20 protein-coding genes are annotated in these 20,363 nt (G+C 70.1%); 11 read left to right on the top strand and 9 right to left on the bottom strand.

The window, feature by feature from the left end; translation table 11 throughout:
• Positions 1 to 114 precede the first annotated feature (114 nt).
• The 5 genes from ACIGA3_RS02700 to ACIGA3_RS02720 form a co-directional block, all read right to left on the bottom strand.
• The gene (locus ACIGA3_RS02700) at positions 115 to 1,260 is read right to left on the bottom strand and encodes a DUF475 domain-containing protein (RefSeq protein ID WP_399709748.1); all 1,146 of its coding nucleotides are present in this window, start codon (positions 1,258 to 1,260) and stop codon (positions 115 to 117) included.
• Positions 1,261 to 1,335: 75 nt separating this feature from the next.
• Complete coding sequence (locus ACIGA3_RS02705; protein WP_399709751.1) at positions 1,336 to 1,914, bottom strand: TerD family protein; 579 nt, start codon at positions 1,912 to 1,914, stop codon at positions 1,336 to 1,338.
• Positions 1,915 to 2,012: 98 nt separating this feature from the next.
• Complete coding sequence (locus tag ACIGA3_RS02710) at positions 2,013 to 2,588, bottom strand: TerD family protein (protein WP_399709753.1); 576 nt, start codon at positions 2,586 to 2,588, stop codon at positions 2,013 to 2,015.
• Positions 2,589 to 2,691: 103 nt separating this feature from the next.
• Positions 2,692 to 3,150 carry a peroxiredoxin gene (locus ACIGA3_RS02715; RefSeq protein ID WP_217462799.1) on the bottom strand — a complete coding sequence of 153 codons (459 nt, stop codon included), beginning with the start codon at positions 3,148 to 3,150 and terminating at the stop codon, positions 2,692 to 2,694.
• Positions 3,151 to 3,287: 137 nt separating this feature from the next.
• Positions 3,288 to 3,728: a DUF3052 domain-containing protein gene (locus ACIGA3_RS02720; protein WP_018545328.1), complete on the bottom strand. Its 441-nt coding sequence runs from the start codon at positions 3,726 to 3,728 to the stop codon at positions 3,288 to 3,290.
• A 442-nt stretch (positions 3,729 to 4,170) separates the two neighbouring features.
• On the opposite strand from ACIGA3_RS02720, the gene aceE reads away from it, so the two are divergent.
• Complete coding sequence (aceE, locus tag ACIGA3_RS02725; protein WP_399709757.1) at positions 4,171 to 6,918, top strand: pyruvate dehydrogenase (acetyl-transferring), homodimeric type; 2,748 nt, start codon at positions 4,171 to 4,173, stop codon at positions 6,916 to 6,918.
• A 90-nt stretch (positions 6,919 to 7,008) separates the two neighbouring features.
• Here the strand turns inward: aceE and ACIGA3_RS02730 are convergent, their stop codons facing one another.
• A complete protein-coding gene (locus ACIGA3_RS02730) occupies positions 7,009 to 8,625 on the bottom strand; it encodes an MFS transporter (protein WP_399709759.1) in 1,617 nt (538 codons plus the stop codon).
• 132 nt (positions 8,626 to 8,757) lie between these two features.
• Here ACIGA3_RS02730 and ACIGA3_RS02735 point away from each other — a divergent pair, with 132 nt between their 5' ends.
• From ACIGA3_RS02735 to ACIGA3_RS02745, 3 genes are all read left to right on the top strand, one after another.
• Positions 8,758 to 9,384, top strand: a complete 627-nt coding sequence (locus ACIGA3_RS02735) for a TetR family transcriptional regulator (protein WP_399709762.1) — start codon at positions 8,758 to 8,760, stop codon at positions 9,382 to 9,384.
• Between the two features lie 126 nt (positions 9,385 to 9,510).
• Positions 9,511 to 10,731, top strand: coding sequence for an alpha/beta hydrolase (locus ACIGA3_RS02740; protein ID WP_399709765.1), 1,221 nt, complete (start codon positions 9,511 to 9,513; stop codon positions 10,729 to 10,731).
• A 66-nt stretch (positions 10,732 to 10,797) separates the two neighbouring features.
• Positions 10,798 to 11,649 (top strand): DUF4429 domain-containing protein, encoded by an 852-nt coding sequence (locus ACIGA3_RS02745; RefSeq protein ID WP_399709768.1) that lies wholly within the window; start codon positions 10,798 to 10,800, stop codon positions 11,647 to 11,649.
• Between the two features lie 34 nt (positions 11,650 to 11,683).
• Here the strand turns inward: ACIGA3_RS02745 and ACIGA3_RS02750 are convergent, their stop codons facing one another.
• Both ACIGA3_RS02750 and ACIGA3_RS02755 read right to left on the bottom strand, forming a co-directional pair.
• On the bottom strand, positions 11,684 to 12,703 hold the full coding sequence (locus ACIGA3_RS02750; RefSeq protein ID WP_399709771.1) for an aldo/keto reductase: 1,020 nt from the start codon (positions 12,701 to 12,703) through the stop codon (positions 11,684 to 11,686).
• Positions 12,700 to 13,155 (bottom strand): MerR family transcriptional regulator, encoded by a 456-nt coding sequence (locus ACIGA3_RS02755; RefSeq protein ID WP_399709774.1) that lies wholly within the window; start codon positions 13,153 to 13,155, stop codon positions 12,700 to 12,702. Before ACIGA3_RS02755 ends, ACIGA3_RS02750 begins: the two co-directional genes overlap by 4 nt.
• Before the next feature lie 111 nt (positions 13,156 to 13,266).
• On the opposite strand from ACIGA3_RS02755, the gene ACIGA3_RS02760 reads away from it, so the two are divergent.
• Together ACIGA3_RS02760 and ACIGA3_RS02765 are read left to right on the top strand one after the other, a co-directional pair.
• Complete coding sequence (locus tag ACIGA3_RS02760) at positions 13,267 to 13,737, top strand: GNAT family N-acetyltransferase (RefSeq protein ID WP_399709777.1); 471 nt, start codon at positions 13,267 to 13,269, stop codon at positions 13,735 to 13,737.
• A 19-nt stretch (positions 13,738 to 13,756) separates the two neighbouring features.
• Positions 13,757 to 14,578, top strand: coding sequence for a serine hydrolase domain-containing protein (locus ACIGA3_RS02765; RefSeq protein WP_399709779.1), 822 nt, complete (start codon positions 13,757 to 13,759; stop codon positions 14,576 to 14,578).
• A gap of 25 nt (positions 14,579 to 14,603) precedes the next feature.
• Here ACIGA3_RS02765 and ACIGA3_RS02770 read toward each other — a convergent pair whose 3' ends face one another.
• A complete protein-coding gene (locus tag ACIGA3_RS02770; protein WP_399710772.1) occupies positions 14,604 to 15,257 on the bottom strand; it encodes a pirin family protein in 654 nt (217 codons plus the stop codon).
• A gap of 118 nt (positions 15,258 to 15,375) precedes the next feature.
• Here ACIGA3_RS02770 and ACIGA3_RS02775 point away from each other — a divergent pair, with 118 nt between their 5' ends.
• From ACIGA3_RS02775 to fabF, 5 genes are all read left to right on the top strand, one after another.
• A complete protein-coding gene (locus ACIGA3_RS02775) occupies positions 15,376 to 16,581 on the top strand; it encodes a PucR family transcriptional regulator (protein WP_399709781.1) in 1,206 nt (401 codons plus the stop codon).
• A gap of 89 nt (positions 16,582 to 16,670) precedes the next feature.
• Entirely contained in the window at positions 16,671 to 17,618 is a 948-nt protein-coding gene (locus tag ACIGA3_RS02780; protein ID WP_399709784.1) for an ACP S-malonyltransferase, read from the top strand.
• A gap of 16 nt (positions 17,619 to 17,634) precedes the next feature.
• Positions 17,635 to 18,666, top strand: a complete 1,032-nt coding sequence (locus ACIGA3_RS02785) for a ketoacyl-ACP synthase III (protein ID WP_399709787.1) — start codon at positions 17,635 to 17,637, stop codon at positions 18,664 to 18,666.
• Positions 18,667 to 18,748: 82 nt separating this feature from the next.
• Positions 18,749 to 18,997, top strand: coding sequence for an acyl carrier protein (locus tag ACIGA3_RS02790; protein WP_399709789.1), 249 nt, complete (start codon positions 18,749 to 18,751; stop codon positions 18,995 to 18,997).
• An 82-nt stretch (positions 18,998 to 19,079) separates the two neighbouring features.
• Entirely contained in the window at positions 19,080 to 20,342 is a 1,263-nt protein-coding gene (gene fabF, locus ACIGA3_RS02795; protein WP_399709792.1) for a beta-ketoacyl-ACP synthase II, read from the top strand.
• Positions 20,343 to 20,363 lie beyond the last annotated feature (21 nt).

Below are 20,363 nucleotides of genomic sequence, written 5' to 3' on the forward strand. Positions count from 1 at the left end.
CCGTTCGAAGCGTTCCTCACCGGACGGGGTGCCACACCCCGCCACGTCCCCGATCTTGCCCCTAGGGGCCGGATCAGGGCACCGGCCTACACCGGACTCACACCGGTCGTGACATCAGACCCCTGACGAGATCTCCGTCTTCTCGCTCGACCCCGCGTCGCCGCCGGCGGCCGCCAGCGCGCGGTTGCGGCGCACCGAGGACCAGAAGGACCAGGCGATCAGGACGACACCGACCAGGCCGGTGACGACCTCGTTGATCTCGTACCGGATGGTGACCATGAGGATCACGGCGAGGGCGCCGATCGCGTAGTGGGCGCCGTGCTCCAGGTAGACGTAGTCGTCGAGCGTGCCCTGGCGGACCAGGTAGACGGTCAGCGAACGGACGTACATCGCGCCGATGCCGAGGCCCAGCGCCATCAGGACGATGTCGTTGGTGATGGCGAAGGCGCCGATCACACCGTCGAAGGAGAAGGACGCGTCCAGGACCTCCAGGTAGAGGAACATGAAGAACGCGGCCTGGCCGGCGAGCTTCACCGCCGAGCGTGGCTTGCCGGAGCGGGCGGCCTCCTCCTCGGCCTCGTGCTCGCGTTCCTCCTCCGCCTCCAGCTTGTCCTCGAAGTAGCCCGAAAGACCACCGACGACCATGTAGGTGATCAGTCCCGCGATGCCCGCGATCAGGACCGTCTGGGCCTTGTCGACATGGGCGCCCCCGTGCTGGTGGGCGTGGGTGGCGAAGGTGAAGGAGGTGATGAGCAGGACGATCAGGGCGATGCAGACCGACAGCATGTCGACCTTGCCGAGCTTGGCCAGCGGTCGCTCGATCCAGCGCAGCCACTGGATGTCCCGGTCCTCGAAGATGAAGTCGAGGAAGATCATCAACAGGAACATGCCACCGAACGCGGCGATCGACGGGTGGGCGTCGGTGACGAGTTCCTGATAGCGGTCCTTGTTGTTCAGCGCGAGGTTGACGGCCTCGATCGGACCCATCTTGGCGCTGACGGCGACGATGACGACGGGAAAGACCAGCCGCATGCCGAAGACCGCGATGAGCACGCCGATCGTGAGGAAGATCTTCTGCCAGAAGGCGTTCATCTTCTTCAGGATTCCGGCGTTGACCACCGCGTTGTCGAACGACAGCGAGATCTCGAGGATGGAAAGGATCGCCACGATGCCGAATGCCTTCCACCCCCCGTAGAAGACCGCCGCGACCAGGCCGAGCACTGTGATCGCGAACGACCAGCCGAAGGTTTTCAGAAGCACTGGCTACCCCATCATCTTCTGGGGCCTCCCCCAGACTGCATCTGGGGGAGGGTCTCCCCCGCGCCGTACCCGGCTTTACGAAACGTTGACTCCGAAGTCTAGAGCGATGCCCCGAAGTCCGGACGCGTACCCCTGTCCGACCGCACGGAACTTCCATTCGCCCTGATACCGGTAGAGCTCGCCGAAGATCATGGCCGTTTCGGTGGAGGCGTCCTCGCTGAGGTCGTAGCGGGCGAGTTCCTGGCCGTCGGCCTGGTTGACCACCCGGATGAACGCGTTGGAGACCTGGCCGAAGGACTGGCCACGCTCGTCGGCCGCGTGGATCGAGACCGGGAAAATGATCTTCTCGCACTGGGGCGGCACCTGGGAGAGGTCCACCAGAATCGATTCGTCATCGCCGTCGCCCTCACCGGTGAGGTTGTCACCGGTGTGCTCCACGGAGCCGTCCGGGCTGGTGAGCTGGTTGTAGAACACGAACCACTCGTCCCCCAGCACCCGGTTCCCGGCGCCGCACAGCAGGGCGCTGGCGTCCAGGTCGAAGGCGGCACCGGTGGTGGAGCGGGCGTCCCAGCCGAGCCCGATCGAGACGTTGGTGAGATTCGGCGCGGCCTTGGAGAGGGAGACATTGCCTCCCTTGGCGAGCGTGACACCCATGCTGCTGGTCCTCCCCTGTGTGTTCCCTGGTTCTCCTGCGCCTCCGGCGCCGCCCGCAAACGCGGAACGGCGCCGGAGGAGGTGCTGGCCGTACGGTGTCAGACGTTGACGCCGAAGTCCTGGGCGATGCCGCGCAGGCCCGAGGCGTACCCCTGACCGATGGCGCGGAACTTCCACTCCGGGCCGTTGCGGTACAGCTCGCCGAAGACCATGGCCGTCTCGGTGGAAGCGTCCTCGCTGAGGTCGTAGCGCGCGAGTTCCTGGCCGTCCGCCTGGTTGACGACGCGGATGAAGGCGTTGCGGACCTGGCCGAAGGACTGCTGGCGGTTCTCGGCCTCGTAGATCGAGACCGGGAAGACGATCTTCTCCACGTCGGCCGGGACGCCGGCGAGGTCCACCTTGACCTGCTCGTCGTCACCCTCGCCCTCACCGGTGAGGTTGTCGCCGGTGTGCTCGACCGAGCCGTCGGGGCTCTTGAGGTTGTTGAAGAAGACGAAGTGCTGGTCGCTGGCCACCTTGCCGGCGTTGTTCACCAGCAGCGCGCTGGCATCGAGGTCGAAGTCGGTGCCGGTCGTGGTGCGCACGTCCCAGCCCAGACCGACGATGACGGCGGTCAGGCCGGGAGCCTCCTTGGTCAGCGAAACGTTGCCACCCTTGCTGAGGCTGACTCCCACGGGTCCTCCATGTGGTGTCCAGGGGCCGACAGCCCCGTAGTGCATCGGATACGGGATCAACGTGCCGATCCTAGTGACGGGTTCCCGCGAAGCGCGGGGCCGTTCACAGGGTGTCGAGCGCCTTCACGTAGTCGGTGAGGTCGCGGGCGTCGGGCAGGCCGTTGACCACGGTCCAGCGCACGGTGCCCGTCTTGTCGAGGATGAAGGTGCCCCGCACGGCGCACCCCTTGTCCTCGTCGAAGACGCCGTAGGCCCGGCTGACGTTGCCGTGCGGCCAGAAGTCGCTGAGCAGTGGGTACTCCAGGCCCTCCTGCTCGCCGAAGACGCGCAGGGTGTGCATGGAGTCGTTGGAGACGGCGAGCAGCTGGGTGTCGCGGTCGGTGAACTGCGGAAGGTTGTCACGCAGCTCGCACAGCTCGCCGGTGCAGACACCGGTGAAGGCGAAGGGGTAGAAGAGCAGCACCACGTTCTTCTCGCCCCGGAAGTCGGAGAGCCGCACAGTGCGGCCGTGGTTGTCCTTCAGTTCGAAGTCGGGTGCCTCGTCGCCGACCTGGATCGCCATCGTCCTGCATCCCTTCGCTGGGCTGTACGGGTGGGCGCGGGTCACACGCCCGGTCCCACCCTACGCAGCGATCACGCCGGGGCCGCCGGGCGGACCGGGGAGTCCCGGCCCGCACGGCGCGGCGATGACGCGTTTCTCTAACGCTTGCCGGACTTGGCGGCCTTCGGCGTCGCGAGACGCGAGCCGCTCCAGTCCTTGCCGACGCTGACGCTCTTCGAAGCGGTCAGCCCTGCGGTGGTTGCGGCCTCCGAGATGTCGCTCGGCTCCACGTACCCCGTACGGCCGGTCTTCGGCGTCAGAAGCAGGATGGCGCCGCCCTCTTCGATGTACGTGGTGGCATCCACGAGTACATCGGTGAGGTCTCCGTCGTCATCACGGAACCACAGCACAACGGCGTCGGCCACGTCGTCGTATTCCTCGTCCATCAGGTCGCCTTCGACGGCTTCCTCGATGGCCTCGCGGAGCTCCTGATCGACGTCCTCGTCGTAGCCGATCTCCTGGACCACCTGTCCGGGCTGGAACCCCAGCCTGGCGGCAGGGTTCGTCCGCTCCTCCGCGTGGTCCGCGGTCGCGCTCACGGGTTGCCTCCTGATCATGTCTTGGTGAATAACTGAGCCACGCGCGTGCGCGAAGCATTGGCCGTAGTCCACACGGGCGGGACGGATCGCGCAAGTACCCGGCCGTCCTGACCGCCGAAACGGTGACGTTCCGGGCCGCTCGCCGCCCCTCCTGGCACCGTATCCCGTTTCCCGGAGAACCACATCACACCGATGTGCCCCTTATGCGTACTTCGGAATCATCCGTCGTTACGCCCATCGAACAACTTTGCCATGCCCGTCACACCGCGGGCGTATCGTTGCGATTTGACCGGGTGGCCGACCGGATGGCGGGTCGGGGGACGCGGGGGAACGAAGAGAACGAGTGGGTGACGTACGCCTTCCCCAGGTACACGATGGGGAACGGTGTAGGCACGAGAAGCATCGGCCTTCCGACAGGTCCCTCCGAAAGGTAAGGAACAGCGTGGCTTCCGGTTCCGATCGCAATCCGATCATCATTGGCGGCCTTCCGAGTCAGGTTCCTGACTTCGATCCCGAGGAAACGCAGGAGTGGCTCGACTCCCTCGACGCCGCCGTGGACGAGCGCGGCCGGGAGCGGGCCAGGTATCTCATGCTGCGGCTGATCGAGCGGGCCCGCGAGAAGCGCGTGGCCGTGCCCGAGATGCGCAGCACGGACTACGTCAACACGATCCCCACCAAGAGCGAGCCGTTCTTCCCCGGCAACGAGGAGATCGAGCGCCGCATCCTCAACGCGACCCGGTGGAACGCGGCCGTGATGGTCTCGCGCGCCCAGCGTCCCGGCATCGGGGTCGGCGGCCACATCGCCACCTTCGCCTCCTCCGCCTCCCTGTACGACGTGGGCTTCAACCACTTCTTCCGGGGCAAGGACGGCGGTGACGGCGGCGACCAGGTCTTCTTCCAGGGCCACGCCTCGCCGGGCATCTACGCCCGCGCCTATCTGCTCGACCGGCTCTCCGAGACCCAGCTGGACGGCTTCCGGCAGGAGAAGTCGAAGTACCCGGACGGGCTGTCCAGCTACCCTCACCCGCGCTCGATGCCGGACTTCTGGGAGTTCCCGACCGTCTCCATGGGCCTCGGCCCGCTCGGGGCGATCTACCAGGCCCGGATGAACCGGTACATGGAGGCGCGCGGCATCGCCGACACGTCGAACTCGCATGTGTGGGCGTTCCTCGGCGACGGCGAGATGGACGAGCCGGAGTCGCTGGGCCAGCTGTCCATCGCGGCCCGTGAGGGGCTGGACAACCTGACCTTCGTGGTCAACTGCAACCTCCAGCGGCTCGACGGGCCGGTGCGCGGCAACGGCAAGATCATCCAGGAGCTGGAGTCGCAGTTCCGGGGCGCCGGCTGGAATGTGATCAAGCTGGTCTGGGACCGCAGCTGGGACCCGCTGCTGGCCCAGGACCGGGACGGTGTGCTGGTCAACCGGATGAACACCACCCCGGACGGCCAGTTCCAGACGTACGCCACCGAGTCCGGTTCCTACATCCGGGACCACTTCTTCGGTGACGACCACCGGCTGCGCGCCATGGTCGAGAACATGACCGACGACCAGGTTCTGCACCTGGGCCGCGGCGGCCACGACCACCGCAAGATCTACGCGGCGTTCAAGGCGGCCAAGGAGCACAAGGGCCAGCCGACGGTCATCCTGGCCAAGACGATCAAGGGCTGGACGCTGGGCCCCAACTTCGAGGGCCGCAACGCCACCCACCAGATGAAGAAGCTGACGGTCGACGACCTCAAGGGCTTCCGCGACCGGCTGCACCTGCCGATCTCCGACCGCGAGCTGGAGTCCGGCGCCCCGCCGTACTACCACCCCGGCCGGGACTCGGAGGAGATGCAGTACATGCACGACCGGCGCAAGTCGCTCGGGGGCTACGTCCCGACACGCGTCGTGCGCTCCGAGCCGCTCGCGCTACCCGACGAGAAGGCGTACGCGAGTGTGAAGAAGGGGTCGGGTCAGCAGTCCATCGCCACCACGATGGCGTTCGTGCGGTTGCTGAAGGACCTCATGCGGGACAAGGAGATCGGCAAGCGGTTCGTGCTGATCGCGCCGGACGAGTACCGCACGTTCGGCATGGACTCCTTCTTCCCGAGCGCGAAGATCTACAACCCGCTGGGCCAGCAGTACGAGGCGGTGGACCGCGATCTGCTGCTCGCCTACAAGGAGTCCCCGACCGGTCAGATGCTGCACGACGGCATCTCCGAGGCGGGCTGCACGGCCTCGCTGATCGCGGCCGGCTCGGCCTACGCCACCCACGGCGAGCCGCTGATCCCGGTGTACGTCTTCTACTCGATGTTCGGTTTCCAGCGCACCGGCGACCAGTTCTGGCAGATGGCCGACCAGCTCTCGCGCGGTTTCGTCCTGGGCGCGACCGCCGGCCGCACGACCCTGACCGGTGAGGGCCTCCAGCACGCGGACGGCCACTCCCAGCTCCTCGCCTCCACCAACCCGGCGTGCGTGGCCTACGACCCGGCGTACGGGTACGAGATCGCGCACATCGTCGAGGACGGGCTGCGCCGGATGTACGGCAGCGATGAGGAACACCCGCACGGCGAGGACGTCTTCTACTACCTCACCGTCTACAACGAGCCCATCCAGCACCCGGCCGAGCCGGCGGACGTGGACGCCGAGGGCATCCTCAAGGGCGTCCACCGGCTGAAGGAGGGCACCGGCGGCTCGATCCCGGCGCAGATCATGGCGTCCGGTGTCGCGGTGCCTTGGGCGCTTCAGGCGCAGCAGATCCTCGCCGACGAGTGGGACGTCAGGGCGGACGTGTGGTCGGCGACCTCCTGGAGCGAGCTGCGCCGGGAGGCGGTGGCCTGCGAGGAGCACAACATGCTGCACCCCGAGGAGGAGCAGCGGGTGCCGTTCGTGACGCGGAAGCTCGGCGGGTCCGAGGGGCCGTTCGTGGCGGTGTCGGACTGGATGCGGTCGGTGCCGGACCAGATCGCGCGCTGGGTGCCGGGGCCTTACCAGTCGTTGGGCGCGGACGGGTTCGGGTTCGCGGACACCCGCGGGGCGGCGCGGCGGTTCTTCCACATCGACGCGCAGTCGATCGTGGTGGCCGTGCTGACGGAGCTGGCGAAGGACGGGAAAATCGACCGCTCGGCTCTCAAGCAGGCGATCGACCGGTACCAGTTGCTGGACGTGAAGGCGGCGGCGCCTGGGGCGGCCGGCGGCGACGCGTAGCACGGTGCGGCGCCGCCGTGGCTGGTCGCGCGGTTCCCCGCGCCCCTGAAAAGGCCGGGCGGCCCATGCCGCCCGGCCTTTTCGGACGCGTCAGATGTGGCCGACCCCCGCGCCCGCCTCCGCGTTGACGCCTCGGCGGGTCAGGAGGGCTACCAGGATCGCCACCGCGGCCACGCCCGCCGCGACCAGGGAGGCGAGGCTCATGCCGGAGATGAAGGTGTCGTGCGCCACCTCGGTGATCTTGTCGATCAGCGGTGGGGGCATCTGCTTGGTCACCGGTGCCACGCCGACCTGTACGGCCTGGGACGCCTGGCCGAGCTGAGCCGGGGTCAGCGGGGGCAGTCCTGCTCCGGCCCAGTTGCCCGGCAGGTCGTTGTCGACCTTGGAGGCCATCACGGCGCCCAGCACGGCGGTGCCGAGGCTGCCGCCGATCTGCATGGCGGCCTGCTGGAGTCCGCCCGCCACACCGGAGAGGGCCATGGGGGCGTTGCCGACGATGACCTCGGTGGCGCCCACCATGACCGGGGCGAGGCCGAGGCCGAGCAGGGCGAACCAGATCGACATGGTGGCGCTGCCGGTGTCCGCCTTCAGGGTGGACATGCCGTACATGGCGACCGCGGTGAGCGTCATGCCGCCCGCGAGCGGGATGCGCGGGCCCAGCTTGGTGATGGCGAAGCCCGCCAGCGGGGAGCCGACGATCATCATCCCGGTGAGCGGGAGCAGATGCAGACCGGCGTCGACCGGGCTGAGGCCGTGCACGTTCTGGAGATAGAAGGTCACGAAGAACAGGCCGCCCATGAAGGCGATGGCCATCATCACCATCAGCACCACGCCCGCCGAGAGCGGGACCGAGCGGAACAGCGCCAGCGGGATCAGCGGTTCGGCGACCCTCGTCTCCCACCAGGCGAAGGCCACGAAGAGCAGCGCCGAGGCACCGATGAAGCCCCAGGTCCGGCCGTCGCCCCAGCCCCAGGCCGGGGCCTTGATCAGCGCCCAGACCAGGCAGAACATGGCGCCGGAGAGCAGCGCGATGCCGGGCAGGTCGAAGGAGCGCGGGGCGTTCTCCGCGCGGTGGTCGAGCAGGATCAGCGTGCCGAGCAGCAGGGCGAGCAGGCCGACGGGCACGTTGATGAAGAACACCGACTGCCAGTTGACGTGCTGGACCAGCACACCGCCGAGGATCGGGCCGCCCGCGGTGGAGGCACCGATGACCATGCCCCAGATGCCGATCGCCATGTTGAGCTTCTCGGCCGGGAAGGTGGCCCGCAGCAGGCCGAGCGCGGCCGGCATCAGCAGCGCGCCGAACAGGCCCTGGAGGACCCGGAAGGTGACGACCATCGGGATGCTGTCGGACAGTCCGATGGCGCCGGAGGCCAGCGCGAAGCCGGTCACGCCGATGAGGAAGGTCTGCCGGTGCCCGAAGCGGTCGCCGAGCTTGCCCGCGGTGATCAGGGCGACCGCGAGGGCGAGGAAGTAGGCGTTGGTGATCCACTGCACGTCGGAGAAGCTCGCGTGCAGGTCCTTGGCGATGGCCGGGTTGGCGATGGCCACGATGGTGCCGTCCAGGGCCACCATCATGACGCCCACGGCGACGGTGATCAGGGTGAACCAGGGGTGCCCGCGCAGGCCCGCCGATGCGGGCGGCGGCACGTCGGTGGGTGACCCGTCCTCCGGTCCCGTCTTGTCGATGGTGGTCTGACTAGTCATGTAATGAGGCTAGTGACAGTCGCTGACAGTTGACAAACGCATTCACCAGTCGGCGACTGCCACATGACGGCCATATGACTGCCATTCGCCCGAGCGCATAGGCTGATCTGGAAGGACGTACAGGGAGAGGCCATGGAGACGCTGCGCGAGCGCAAGAAGCGGCGTACCCGCGAGGCGCTGGTGCGCGCCGCCCTCGAACTGTTCACCACCCAGGGGTACGAGCGCACCACCGTCGACGAGATCGTCGAGGCCGTCGATGTCTCGCAGCGCACCTTCTTCCGCTACTTCGCGGGCAAGGAGGACGCGGCCTTCGCGGTGCAGGAGATGACGGAGGCCCACTTCGTGGCCGCCGTACGCGCCCGCCCGCCGCACGAACCGCCGATGGAGGCGCTGCGACAGGCCATGCTGGAGGGCTGGGACGACATACGGGAGACCGTCGAGTCGGTCGTACCGGTCGAGCTGTATCTGCGGATGTACCGCATGATCGAGTCCACGCCCGCGCTGCTCGCCGCGCATCTGCGCCGTTCGGCGGCGACCGAGCAGACCATCGCCCGGCTGCTCGCGGAGCGCGAGGGCGTCGACGTGGAGACCGACCCCCGCCCCCGGCTCACCGTGGCCGTGTTCGCCGGGGTGATACGAGTCACCGAGCGGCAGTGGAGCACCGGTGACGACTTCAGCCTGGCGGCCATCCGGGGGCTCACGGAGGCGTACCTCGATCAGGTGGGCCCGGCGTTGACGGGGAACTGGCGCGTGGCCTGAAATCGTTGGCGGATCAGGGGAGATCGTTTAGAAAGATCGTCCGTGGACCGGCCCCCGGCACACGAAACGTGATCCCTGCCACTCGATTGACCCGAGACCCTTCCGTTCTCCTAGTGTGTCCTCCCAGTGACTTCCTTCGGCATTTCTCCCCAGCTCAGCGTATGGCGCGCACTGCTCGCGATGGCCGTCGTGTTCGTGATGCTCGCGACCACCGGCTGGACCGCGCTGCACACCCACCGTGAGTCGACCGCGCTGCGGTCCTCCCTCTCCGAGTGGGTGCGCGACAGCGTGCACGGCAAGCCCCTGCCGGACCCGGCGAAGACCGCGCCGGACCGGCTGGCCCGCTTCTTCGGCTCGCTCACCGCCCACGACCGCCACGACCTGGCGACGCGCTACCCGCTGGCGGTGGGCAACATGAACGGCGCCCCCGTCTCGCTGCGCTACGAGGCCAATCGGGTGGCGCTGGAGCGGGAGCGGGACGTGGAGTCGCGGCGCATGCACGACAACCGGCTCAGTACGGCCGGCCAGCAGGACGCCTCCCGCAGGCTGCACCGGTACGAGGCGCTGATGCGGCCCGAGCGGCACATCCTCGCCTTCGACCCCGAGGGCTCGGGCCGGATCGCCGAGGTCTTCGGTGACCTGCGCCGGGCGGAGCGGATCTCCGTGGTGGTGCCCGGTGTCGACACCGACCTGCTCACCTTCGAGAAGTCCTACCGCCAGTACAGCGCCCCGGTCGGCATGGCCAAGGCGCTCTACTCCGCCGAGCGGCAGGCGGCGCCCTCGACCCGTACCGCCGTGATCGCCTGGGCCGACTACACCGCGCCCGCCGGGCTCGGCGTGGACGCGGCGACCGCGATGCGCGCCGAGGACGGCGCCGTCCGGCTGAACGCGCTGCTGCGCGGGCTGCCCGGCCGGGCCGAGGTGTCGATGTTCTGCCACAGCTACGGCTCGGTGGTCTGCGGGGTCGCCGCGCCCGGCATGCCCCGCCGGGTCAGCGACATCGCGGTGGCCGCGAGCCCCGGCATGCGGGTGGCCACGGCCGCCCATCTGAACCGCACCGCCCGGGTGTGGGCGATGCGGGACGCCACCGACTGGGTGCAGGACGTGCCGTATCTGGAGGTCGGCGGGCTCGGGCACGGCGCGGACCCGGTGTCCCGCGCGTTCGGCGCCCGGGTGCTGTCCTCCCGTGACGCGCGGGGCCACGCCGGTTATTTCCAGCCCGGCACGGACAGCCTGCGCAATCTCGCCGAGGTCGGTGTGGGGGCGTACGGCGCGGTGACATGCGCCCGCGGGGACGAGGCGTGCCGGTCCGACGTGCCGGACACGCCCGCCGCGGGACGCGCGTAGAAACAGCAGGAAGTGCGGTCCGCGCGGGTGGCGACGGAGGGACATGTGCCGCATACGATGAGCCGCATGGGTGACGTACTGGCGGGTTTTCAGGCCGTCTGGGAGTTCGACTCCGACTCCGTGCTCATCCGCTACGAGCGGGGGGTACGCACACCGAAACTCTTCCAGGCGCTCGGTGAACGGCGGGTCCCGCTCGCCGCGCTGGAGGGTGTGAGCCTGGCCGAGGGGAGACGGGGCACCGTCGTGCTGCGGCTTCAGCCGCGCGCCGGAGCCGACCCGCTGCTGGAGGCGGCGGCCGGCCAGCTCCCCGAGGGCCTGGACCCGTACCGGCTGGTCATGCCCGCCGAGCGGGAGACGCTGGCCGAGTACTACGCCGATGAGCTGAAGGCCGCGCTGACCGAGTCCGGTCCCGCCGACCGGCATCTGATCGGTGCCCCGGAGGCGCCGCGCCGGTTCAAGGCGTACGACGGGAAGGCGTCGTTCGACGGCACCTCGGTGCGTTTCCGCTGGTCGTGGACGGGCGCCTCCTCGGCGAAGTGGAAGGCGGGCGACCAGCGATTCGCGGTCGCGGACCTCGGCGGGGTGGAATGGCGCTCACCGGAGGCGTTCGAGGGGTATCTGCGGCTGCTGCCGAACGACCTCACCGGTGCGGCTCCCCCGGTGCCGCCCGACCAGGACGCGGCGACCGTGGTCTTCGGGCTCGGGTACGGGCCGGTGCACGAGTCGCTGCCGTTCGCGGCGGCCGTCCTCGCGGCGGTACGGACCCGAGGCGCCGTGCCCGCGGTCCCGGCCGCGCCCCGGCGGGACCCGGCCGACATCGCCGAGCGCATCCGCCACCTGGGTGAGCTGCACCAGGCCGGTCTGGTGACCGACGAGGAGTTCTCCGCCAAGAAGGCCGAACTGCTGGCGGAGCTGTAGGCCCTCCCGTCCTCTCTACTGCTCCCGGCCCGCTCTACTGCTCCCGGCCTGCCGAGGTGAACGTCATGTCGGCGTACCGGTCCCCCGCGACGCGCGCGGCGATCGGCTCCAGCAGGGCCAGCTCCTCCTCGGTGAGGACGAGGTGCGCGGCCCCGGCGTTCTCGGTGACCCGGTCCGCCTTGCGGGTACCGGGGATCGGGACGACCGCGAGGCCGTGCACCGCCGCCCGCTGGTGCACCCAGGCCAGCGCGACCTGGCCGAGGGTCGCCCCGTGGGCCTCGGCCACCTGGCGGACCGGCTCCAGCAGGGCCGCGTTGGCGGTCGCGTTGTCGCCGGTGAAGCGGGGCTGGGAGCGGCGGAAGTCGCCGTCCGTCAGCTCCTTGGACGCGTCGGTGAAGGCACCGGTGAGGAAGCCCCGGCCCAGCGGGGAGTACGGCACCAGGCCGACGCCCAGCTCGCGGGCGGCCGGGACGACCTGCGCCTCGATGTCCCGGCTGAACAGGGACCACTCGGACTGCACGGCCGCGACCGGGTGGACGGCGTGCGCGGCGCGCAGCTCGCCGGCCGTGACCTCGCTCAGCCCCAGGTGCTTGACCTTGCCCTCGCGCACCAGGTCGGCCATGACACCGACGGTCTCCTCGATGGGCACGTTCACATCGCGGCGGTGCATGTAATAGAGGTCGATCACGTCGACGTGGAGCCGCTCGAGGCTGTCCTCGACGGCCTGGCGGATGTACGGGGCGTCGTTGCGGATGATCCGCCTGCCCGGGTCGTCCGGCGGGATGGACAGGGCGAACTTGGTGGCGATGACCACCTCGTCGCGGTGCGCCTTGAAGAAGGGGGCGAGGAACCGCTCGTTGTCCCCGGCGCCGTAGGCGTCCGCCGTGTCGTACAGCGTCACGCCGAGGTCGAGGGCGCGCTCCAGCGTGGCCCGCGACTGCTCGGCGTCGGCCGGGCCGTAGCCGAAGCTCATGCCCATGCAGCCGAGGCCCTGGACGCTGCTCTCCGGGCCGGTCTCGCCCAGGCGTACGGCCGGGATCGTGCGGTCGGTCATCGGGTGGTCCCCTCCGTGGCGTAAAAACCGATCTTGAGGTCGAGCACGGCGAGCGTGTCCCGCAGCTCGTCGATCCGGGCGAGCACGTCCCGGCGGGTCGACTCCAGCAGCTCGCGCCGCTCGTCGTAGGTGCTCTCCCCCTGCCGCACCAGCTCCGCGTACCGGACCATGTCGGCGACCGGCATGCCGGTGAGCCGCAGCTTGGTCACGAAGACCAGCCAGTCCAGATCGCGGTTGGTGTAGCGGCGCTGACCGGTGTGGGAGCGGTCGACGTGCGGCATCAGGCCGATCCGCTCGTACCAGCGCAGGGTGTGCGCGGTCAGTCCGGTGAAGGCGACGACCTCACTGATCGTGTACCGGTCCTGGCCGTCGGGCCGGGGGTGGCGCGGGGCGGGGCCGGTGCAGAGATCCCGGCCGGCCGCCGCCGCTTGCGTGGTCTGCATCACCGTCATGCCCTCAACGCTATGACCTTCGAGCGCACTCCAGGCAAGCGGTATCCGGCAGAAATGGCTCCGCGGAAATGACGGGGACGGGAGCCGGGCCGGGACGCTAGCGTGCCGCCCATGAGTCTCGTACGCCGGGCCGTGCCCGAGGACGCGCGGGAAGTGCTCCGCCTGCGCCAGGTGATGATCGACTCCGTCTCCGGGGGCGGTGACGCGGGGACCTGGCACGAGGAGTCCCTGCCCACCCTGCGCGCCCGGCTGGCCGACCCGGAGGGCACCTTCGGGGCCTTCGTGGTGGACCACCCGGAGCGGCCGGGGGCGCTGGCCGCGCTCGCGGTCGGGACGGTCGAGTACCGGATCGGGCGCGAGACCAACCCGCACGGCACGGTCGGTTTCGTCTTCAGCGTCGCCACCGACCCCGGCACCCGCCGCCGGGGCTACTCCCGCGCGTGCGTGGACGAGCTGCTGGCCTGGTTCCGTGAGCGCGGCGCCCGGCAGGTCCAGCTGACCGCCTCCGCCGAGGCCCGCCCGCTGTACGAGGCGCTGGGGTTCAAGCCCAAGCCGGACCCCTTGATGGAGCTGCGGCTGTGACCCGCATAGGCTCGCCGGTATGTCGTTGCAGAGCCTGGCGCTGATCGAGAACTGGCCCGTCCCCACCGCCGCGGCGGGTGTCGTACGAGCCGACGGCACGGTGCTGGGCACCCACGGCGCGGCCGGCCACCGCTTCCCGCTGGCCTCGGTGACCAAGCCGCTGGCCGCCTACGCGGCGCTGGTCGCCTACGAGGAGGGCGCCGTCGAGCTGGACGAGCCCGCCGGGCCGCCCGGTGCCACGGTCCGCCATCTGCTGGCGCACACCTCCGGGCTGGCCTTCGACGAGCACCGCACGATGGCCGCGCCGGGCGAGCGGCGGCTGTACTCCAACGCCGGTTTCGAGCAGCTCGGCGACCACATCGCCAAGGCCACCGACATCCCCTTCGCCGAGTATCTGCGCCAGGCGGTGCTGGAGCCGCTGGGCATGACCTCGACGTCGCTGGAGGGCTCGCCCGCCAAGGACGGGGTGTCCACGGTGGCGGACCTGCTGCGCTTCGCGGCCGAGCTCCAGGCGCCGCGCCTGCTGGACCCCAGGACGGTCGCGGAGGCGATGACCGTGCAGTATCCGGGGACCAAGGGCGTGCTGCCGGGATACGGGCACCAGAACCCCAACGACTGGGGGCTGGGCCTGGAGATCCGGGGCGCCAAGTCCCCGCACTGGACCGGGAGTTCGTCCTCCCCGCGCACCTTCGGCCACTTCGGCCAGTCCGGCACCTTCCTCTGGGCCGACCCGGACGCGGCGGTGGCCGCCGTCGCCCTCACCGACCGCGCCTTCGGGCCCTGGGCGACCGAGGCATGGCCCGCGTTCACGGACGCGGTGCTGGCGGAAGCGCGCGGCTGACCCAGCGGCCGGTCCAGCGGCTGATCTAGGGACCCATCTCCCACAGCAGCACCTCGGCCGCCGTCACCCCCACCGCCGCGAGCCCCTCGGCGCCGGTGATCCGGGCCGAGTCGCCGGGCCCGAGCCTCTCCCCGTCGAGCCGGACCTCGCCGCGCACCACATGGGCGTACAGGTGCGCGGCGTCCGGCACCGCCGTCCGCTCCCCCGCCGCGAGCCGCCGTACGTGCAGCATCGCGCCGGCCCCGGGAAGGGCGTACGGGGTGGAGTCGGCGATGCCCGGCACGACCTCGTAGGACGGCTCCCCGCCGGGCTTGAGCGGGGCCAGCCACATCTGGACGAAGGTCAGCGGGACCGTGCCGTCGTTGCGCTCGATGTGCCGGACGCCCGCCGCCGCGCTCAGGTGCTGTACGTCGCCGGGGCGGACCACGCTCTCGTGGCCGGCGGAGTCACGGTGGGTCAGCTCGCCCTCGACGACCCAGGTGACGATCTCGGTGTGGCTGTGCGGGTGCTCGTCGAAGCCGGCGCCCGGCGCGAGCCGTTCCTCGTTGCAGGCGATCACCGCGCCGAAGCGCAGGTTCCCGGGGTCGTAGTGCGGCCCGAACGACAGGGCGTGCCGGGAGTCGATGCCCGCCTCCGGGTCTCCTCCGTGGTAACGCTCAGCGGCGCGCCGTACCTCCATCACGGCCCCCACGGTAGTGCGCGCGGTGCCCGTGCCGCAGGCATGTACCAGCCGGTGCGGAAGGCCGGGACGGACCCGGCGGCACATGCGCGCGTCCCGATAAGGCAGTCTTGTCCACGTGCCCGAACCCGAATCCCACCACAGTGACCCCGCGGTACACGTCGTCCACCCGCACACCGCGACCCTCAAGCGGCTGGAGAAGTCCTCCGGGAGTCTCGCCGCGCAGGCCATCGCGCGGATGGACGACACCCTGCCGTGGTACCGGGCCATGCCCCCGGAGAACCGGTCCTGGATCGGACTCGTGGCCCAGGCCGGTATCGCCGCCTTCACCGAGTGGTTCCGGCACCCCGAGGCGCCCCAGGCCATCTCGACCGATGTCTTCGGCACGGCGCCCCGTGAGCTGACCCGCGCGATCACGCTGCGCCAGACCGTGGAGATGGTGCGCACCACCATCGAGGTCATGGAGAGCGCCATCGACGAGGTGGCCGCCCCCGGCGACGAGCGCGTGCTGCGCGAGGCGCTGCTGGTCTACGCGCGGGAGATCGCCTTCGCCACCGCCCAGGTCTACGCCCAGGCCGCCGAGGCACGCGGTGCCTGGGACGCCCGCCTGGAGTCCCTGGTGGTGAACGCGGTGCTCAGCGGCGAGGCCGACGAGGGCGCCGTGAGCCGGGCGGCCGCGCTGGGCTGGAACTCGCCGGAGCATGTGTGCGTGGTGCTCGGCACCGCCCCGGACGGGGACAGCGAGCTGACCGTGGAGGCGATCCGGCGGGCCGCCCGGCACGCCAAGCTCCAGGTGCTCACCGGGGTGCTCGGGGACCGTCTCGTGGTGATCGCCGGGGGCAGTTCGCAGCCGCTGAACGTGGCCAAGTCGCTGATCGGGCCGTTCGCGCCGGGTCCGGTGGTGGCGGGGCCGATCATGAGCGACCTCCAGGCCGCGACCCGGTCCGCGCAGGCCGCGGCGGCGGGTCTGAAGGCGTGTACCGCCTGGCAGGACGCGCCCCGGCCGGTGCTGGCGGACGATCTGCTTCCGGAGCGCGCCATGGCGGGTGATCCCAGTGCGCGCGAGCAGCTGGTGGAGGAGATCTACAGACCGCTGGAGGAGGCGGGCTCGGCGCTCCTGGAGACCCTGAGTGTCTACCTGGAGCAGGCGAGCAGTCTGGAGGGCGCGGCGAGGATGCTCTTCGTTCACCCGAACACCGTGCGCTACCGGCTCCGACGTGTGACTGACGTCACCGGCTGGTCGCCCTCCGATGTACGATCCGCCTTCACGTTGCGGATCGCCCTGATCCTGGGGCGGCTCACCGATGGGGAGTCCCAGCCCTAGGCTTTTGTCGGGGGCCCACAAAAGCCTTCCGAGTTCTTCGTCCCTGTCCCCACGGGCGGCTTCGGCCGTCTCCAAGAGAGAGTGTGAGAGTGCTCGTACTCGTCGCTCCCGGCCAGGGTGCCCAGACGCCTGGCTTTCTGACCCCCTGGCTCGAACTCCCCGGTGCCACCGACCGCGTCGCCGCGTGGTCCGACGCCATCGGACTGGACCTCGTCCACTACGGAACGCAAGGAGACGCGGACGCGATCCGCGACACCGCGGTGGCGCAGCCGCTGCTGGTCGCCGCCGGGCTGCTGTCCGCCGCGGCACTGGGTGACATCGCGGAGATCGCGCCGGGCGCGGTCGCGGGCCACAGCGTCGGCGAGATCACCGCCGCCGCCTTCGCGGGCGTGCTGGACGACATCTCCGCCCTGAACCTGGTCCGTAAGCGGGGTCTGGCCATGGCCGACGCCGCCGCGATCACCGAGACCGGCATGTCGGCGCTGCTCGGCGGCGACCCGGAGGTCTCCGTCGCGCATCTGGAGAAGCTGGGCCTGACCCCGGCCAACATCAACGGCGCGGGCCAGATCGTCGCGGCGGGCACGCTGGAGCAGCTGGCCGCGCTGCTGGAGGACAAGCCGGAGGGCGTCCGCAAGGTCGTCCCGCTGAAGGTGGCCGGCGCCTTCCACACCCGTCACATGGCGCCCGCCGTCGAGACGCTGGCCAAGGCCGCGGCCGAGCTGGCTCCGGCGGACCCGAAGGTGACGTACGTCTCCAACAAGGACGGCCGTACCGTCGCGTCCGGCACCGAGGTGCTTCAGCGGCTGGTCGGCCAGGTCGCCAACCCGGTCCGCTGGGACCTGTGCATGGAGACCTTCAAGGAACTGGGCGCCACCGCGCTGATCGAGGTGTGCCCCGGCGGCACGCTGACCGGCCTGGCCAAGCGCGCGCTGCCCGGTGTACGGACGCTCGCCCTGAAGACCCCCGAGGATCTCGACGCGGCGCGCGCGCTCATCGCCGAGACCGCGACTCCTGCCGCTGACGCGGCGGGCGCCTGACAAGGAGCCCATGCCAATGGCGAAGATCAAGCCCAGCAAGGGCGCCCCGTACGCGCGCATCCTCGGGGTCGGCGGTTACCGCCCGACCCGGGTGGTGCCCAACGAGGTGATCCTGGAGACGATCGACTCCTCCGACGAGTGGATTCGTTCCCGCTCCGGTATCGAGACCCGGCACTGGGCGGGCCCGGACGAGACGGTCGCCGCGATGTCGATCGAGGCGGCCGGCAAGGCGATCGCCGACGCGGGCATCGCCGCCGAGCAGATCGGCGCCGTGGTGGTCTCCACCGTGTCGCACTTCAGCCAGACCCCGGCCGTGGCCACGGAGATCGCGGACAAGCTGGGCACCGACAAGGCCGCCGCGTTCGACATCTCGGCGGGCTGCGCGGGCTTCGGCTACGGCCTCACCCTGGCCAAGGGCATCGTGGTGGAGGGCTCCGCCGAGTACGTGCTCGTCATCGGCGTGGAGCGCCTGAGCGACCTGACCGACCTGGAGGACCGGGCGACGGCCTTCCTGTTCGGCGACGGCGCGGGCGCGGTCGTGGTCGGCCCGTCCCAGGAGCCCGCCATCGGCCCCACCGTGTGGGGTTCGGAGGGCGACAAGGCCGGCACCATCAAGCAGACCGTCCCGTGGGACCGCTTCGCCATCGGCGACGTGTCCGAACTCCCCCTGGACAGCGCGGGAAACATCAAGTTCCCCGCGATCACGCAGGAGGGCCAGGCGGTGTTCCGCTGGGCCGTGTTCGAGATGGCGAAGGTCGCCCAGCAGGCGCTGGAAGCGGCCGGGATCTCCTCGGACGACCTGGACGTCTTCATCCCGCACCAGGCCAATGTGCGGATCATCGACTCGATGGTGAAGACTCTGAAGCTGCCGGAGCATGTCACGGTCGCCCGTGACATCCGCACCACCGGCAACACCTCGGCCGCGTCGATCCCGCTCGCCATGGAGCGGCTTCTGGCGACCGGCGAGGCCAAGAGCGGCGACACGGCGCTCGTCATCGGTTTCGGGGCGGGTCTGGTCTACGCCGCCACGGTCGTTACCCTCCCCTAGGCACTCCGTGCCGGGCCATCCGGTCCGATACGGGGAAAAATGCCATCAATTGTCTGAACATCGAAGAAAGAGAGCGCCTGACATGGCCGCCACCCAGGAAGAGATCGTCGCGGGCCTTGCCGAGATCGTGAACGAGATCGCCGGCATCCCCACCGAGGACGTCCAGCTGGACAAGTCCTTCACCGACGACCTCGACGTCGACTCCCTGTCCATGGTCGAGGTCGTCGTCGCCGCCGAAGAGCGCTTCGACGTGAAGATCCCGGACGAGGACGTCAAGAACCTCAAGACCGTCGGTGACGCCACCGAGTACATCCGCACGCACCAGGTCTGAGTCACCCCTCGGTCCTAGCTGCTAGGCCCCGCCACCCGGCGGTGGCGCCGTAGATCCCGCATCTGTTGGAGAAAGAATTCCCGTGAGCCCGACCAATCGCACCGTGGTCGTCACCGGTATCGGCGCAACCACACCGCTGGGTGGCGACGCAGCTTCCACCTGGGAGGCCCTGCTGGCCGGCCGGTCCGGCGTCAGCCGCCTGGAGCAGGAGTGGGCGGCCGAGCTGCCGGTCAAGATCGCCGCGCAGATCGCCGTCGAGCCGGGTGAGATCATCCCCCGGCCGCAGGCCCGCAAGCTGGACCGGTCCGCGCAGTTCGCGCTGATCGCCGCTCAGGAAGCCTGGAAGGACGCCGGTTTCACCGCCAAGGCCGGTGAGGACCAGTCCGTGAACCCCGACCGGCTGGGCGCGGTCATCGCCTCCGGCATCGGTGGCGTGACGACCCTTCTGGACCAGTACGACGTGCTGAAGGAGAAGGGCGTACGCCGTGTCTCCCCGCACACCGTGCCGATGCTGATGCCCAACTCGCCGGCGGCCAACGTCGGTATCGAGCTGGGCGCGCGTGCCGGTGTGCACACCCCGGTCTCGGCCTGCGCCTCGGGCGCGGAGGCCATCGGGTACGCGATCGAGATGATCCGCACCGGTCGTGCGGACGTGGTCGTGGCCGGTGGTACCGAGGCCGCCATCCACCCGCTTCCCATCGCCGCCTTCGGCAACATGATGGCGATGTCCAAGAACAACGACGACCCCGAGGGCGCCTCCCGCCCCTACGACTCGGGCCGCGACGGCTTCGTGCTCGGTGAGGGCGCCGGTGTGATCGTGCTGGAGTCCGAGGAGCACGCCAAGGCGCGTGGCGCCCGGATCTACGCCGAGGCGGTCGGCCAGGGCATCTCCGCCGACAGCCACCACATCACGCAGCCGGAGCCCTCGGGCAACGGCATCGCGCAGGCGCTGCAGAACCTGCTGGACTCCACCGACCTGAAGCCGGCGGAGATCGTGCACGTGAACGCGCACGCCACGTCGACGCCTCAGGGTGACGTGGCGGAGATCAAGGCGCTGCGGAAGGTCTTCGGCGACGACGTCGACCACATGGCCATCTCCGCGACCAAGTCGATGACGGGTCACCTGCTGGGTGGTGCGGGCGGTATCGAGACCGTCGCGTCCATCCTGGCGCTGGTGAACCGGACGGCTCCGCCGACCATCAACGTCACCGAGCTGGACGCCGAGGTCAACGCGGATGTCGTCGTCGGCGAGCCGCGTCAGCTGCCCGAGGGGCGCATCGCCGCGCTGAACGACTCGTTCGGCTTCGGCGGCCACAACGTGGTGCTGGCGTTCCGCAGCATCTGACCCCAGGCACGAAGAGGGCCC

The organism is Streptomyces sp. NPDC085596, from assembly GCF_044541565.1.
Classification (GTDB): domain Bacteria; phylum Actinomycetota; class Actinomycetes; order Streptomycetales; family Streptomycetaceae; genus Streptomyces.

Coding starts and splice junctions, on each gene's coding strand:
- ACIGA3_RS02705 (WP_399709751.1), bottom strand. CDS start 1,914: ATGGGTGTCACGCTCGCCAAGGGAGGCAATGTCTCCCTCTCCAAGGCC.
- ACIGA3_RS02715 (WP_217462799.1), bottom strand. CDS start 3,150: ATGGCGATCCAGGTCGGCGACGAGGCACCCGACTTCGAACTGAAGGAC.
- ACIGA3_RS02730 (WP_399709759.1), bottom strand. CDS start 8,625: ATGACTAGTCAGACCACCATCGACAAGACGGGACCGGAGGACGGGTCA.
- ACIGA3_RS02735 (WP_399709762.1), top strand. CDS start 8,758: ATGGAGACGCTGCGCGAGCGCAAGAAGCGGCGTACCCGCGAGGCGCTG.
- ACIGA3_RS02745 (WP_399709768.1), top strand. CDS start 10,798: ATGGGTGACGTACTGGCGGGTTTTCAGGCCGTCTGGGAGTTCGACTCC.
- ACIGA3_RS02750 (WP_399709771.1), bottom strand. CDS start 12,703: ATGACCGACCGCACGATCCCGGCCGTACGCCTGGGCGAGACCGGCCCG.
- ACIGA3_RS02755 (WP_399709774.1), bottom strand. CDS start 13,155: ATGACGGTGATGCAGACCACGCAAGCGGCGGCGGCCGGCCGGGATCTC.
- ACIGA3_RS02760 (WP_399709777.1), top strand. CDS start 13,267: ATGAGTCTCGTACGCCGGGCCGTGCCCGAGGACGCGCGGGAAGTGCTC.
- ACIGA3_RS02765 (WP_399709779.1), top strand. CDS start 13,757: ATGTCGTTGCAGAGCCTGGCGCTGATCGAGAACTGGCCCGTCCCCACC.
- ACIGA3_RS02770 (WP_399710772.1), bottom strand. CDS start 15,257: ATGGAGGTACGGCGCGCCGCTGAGCGTTACCACGGAGGAGACCCGGAG.
- ACIGA3_RS02785 (WP_399709787.1), top strand. CDS start 17,635: ATGGCGAAGATCAAGCCCAGCAAGGGCGCCCCGTACGCGCGCATCCTC.
- ACIGA3_RS02790 (WP_399709789.1), top strand. CDS start 18,749: ATGGCCGCCACCCAGGAAGAGATCGTCGCGGGCCTTGCCGAGATCGTG.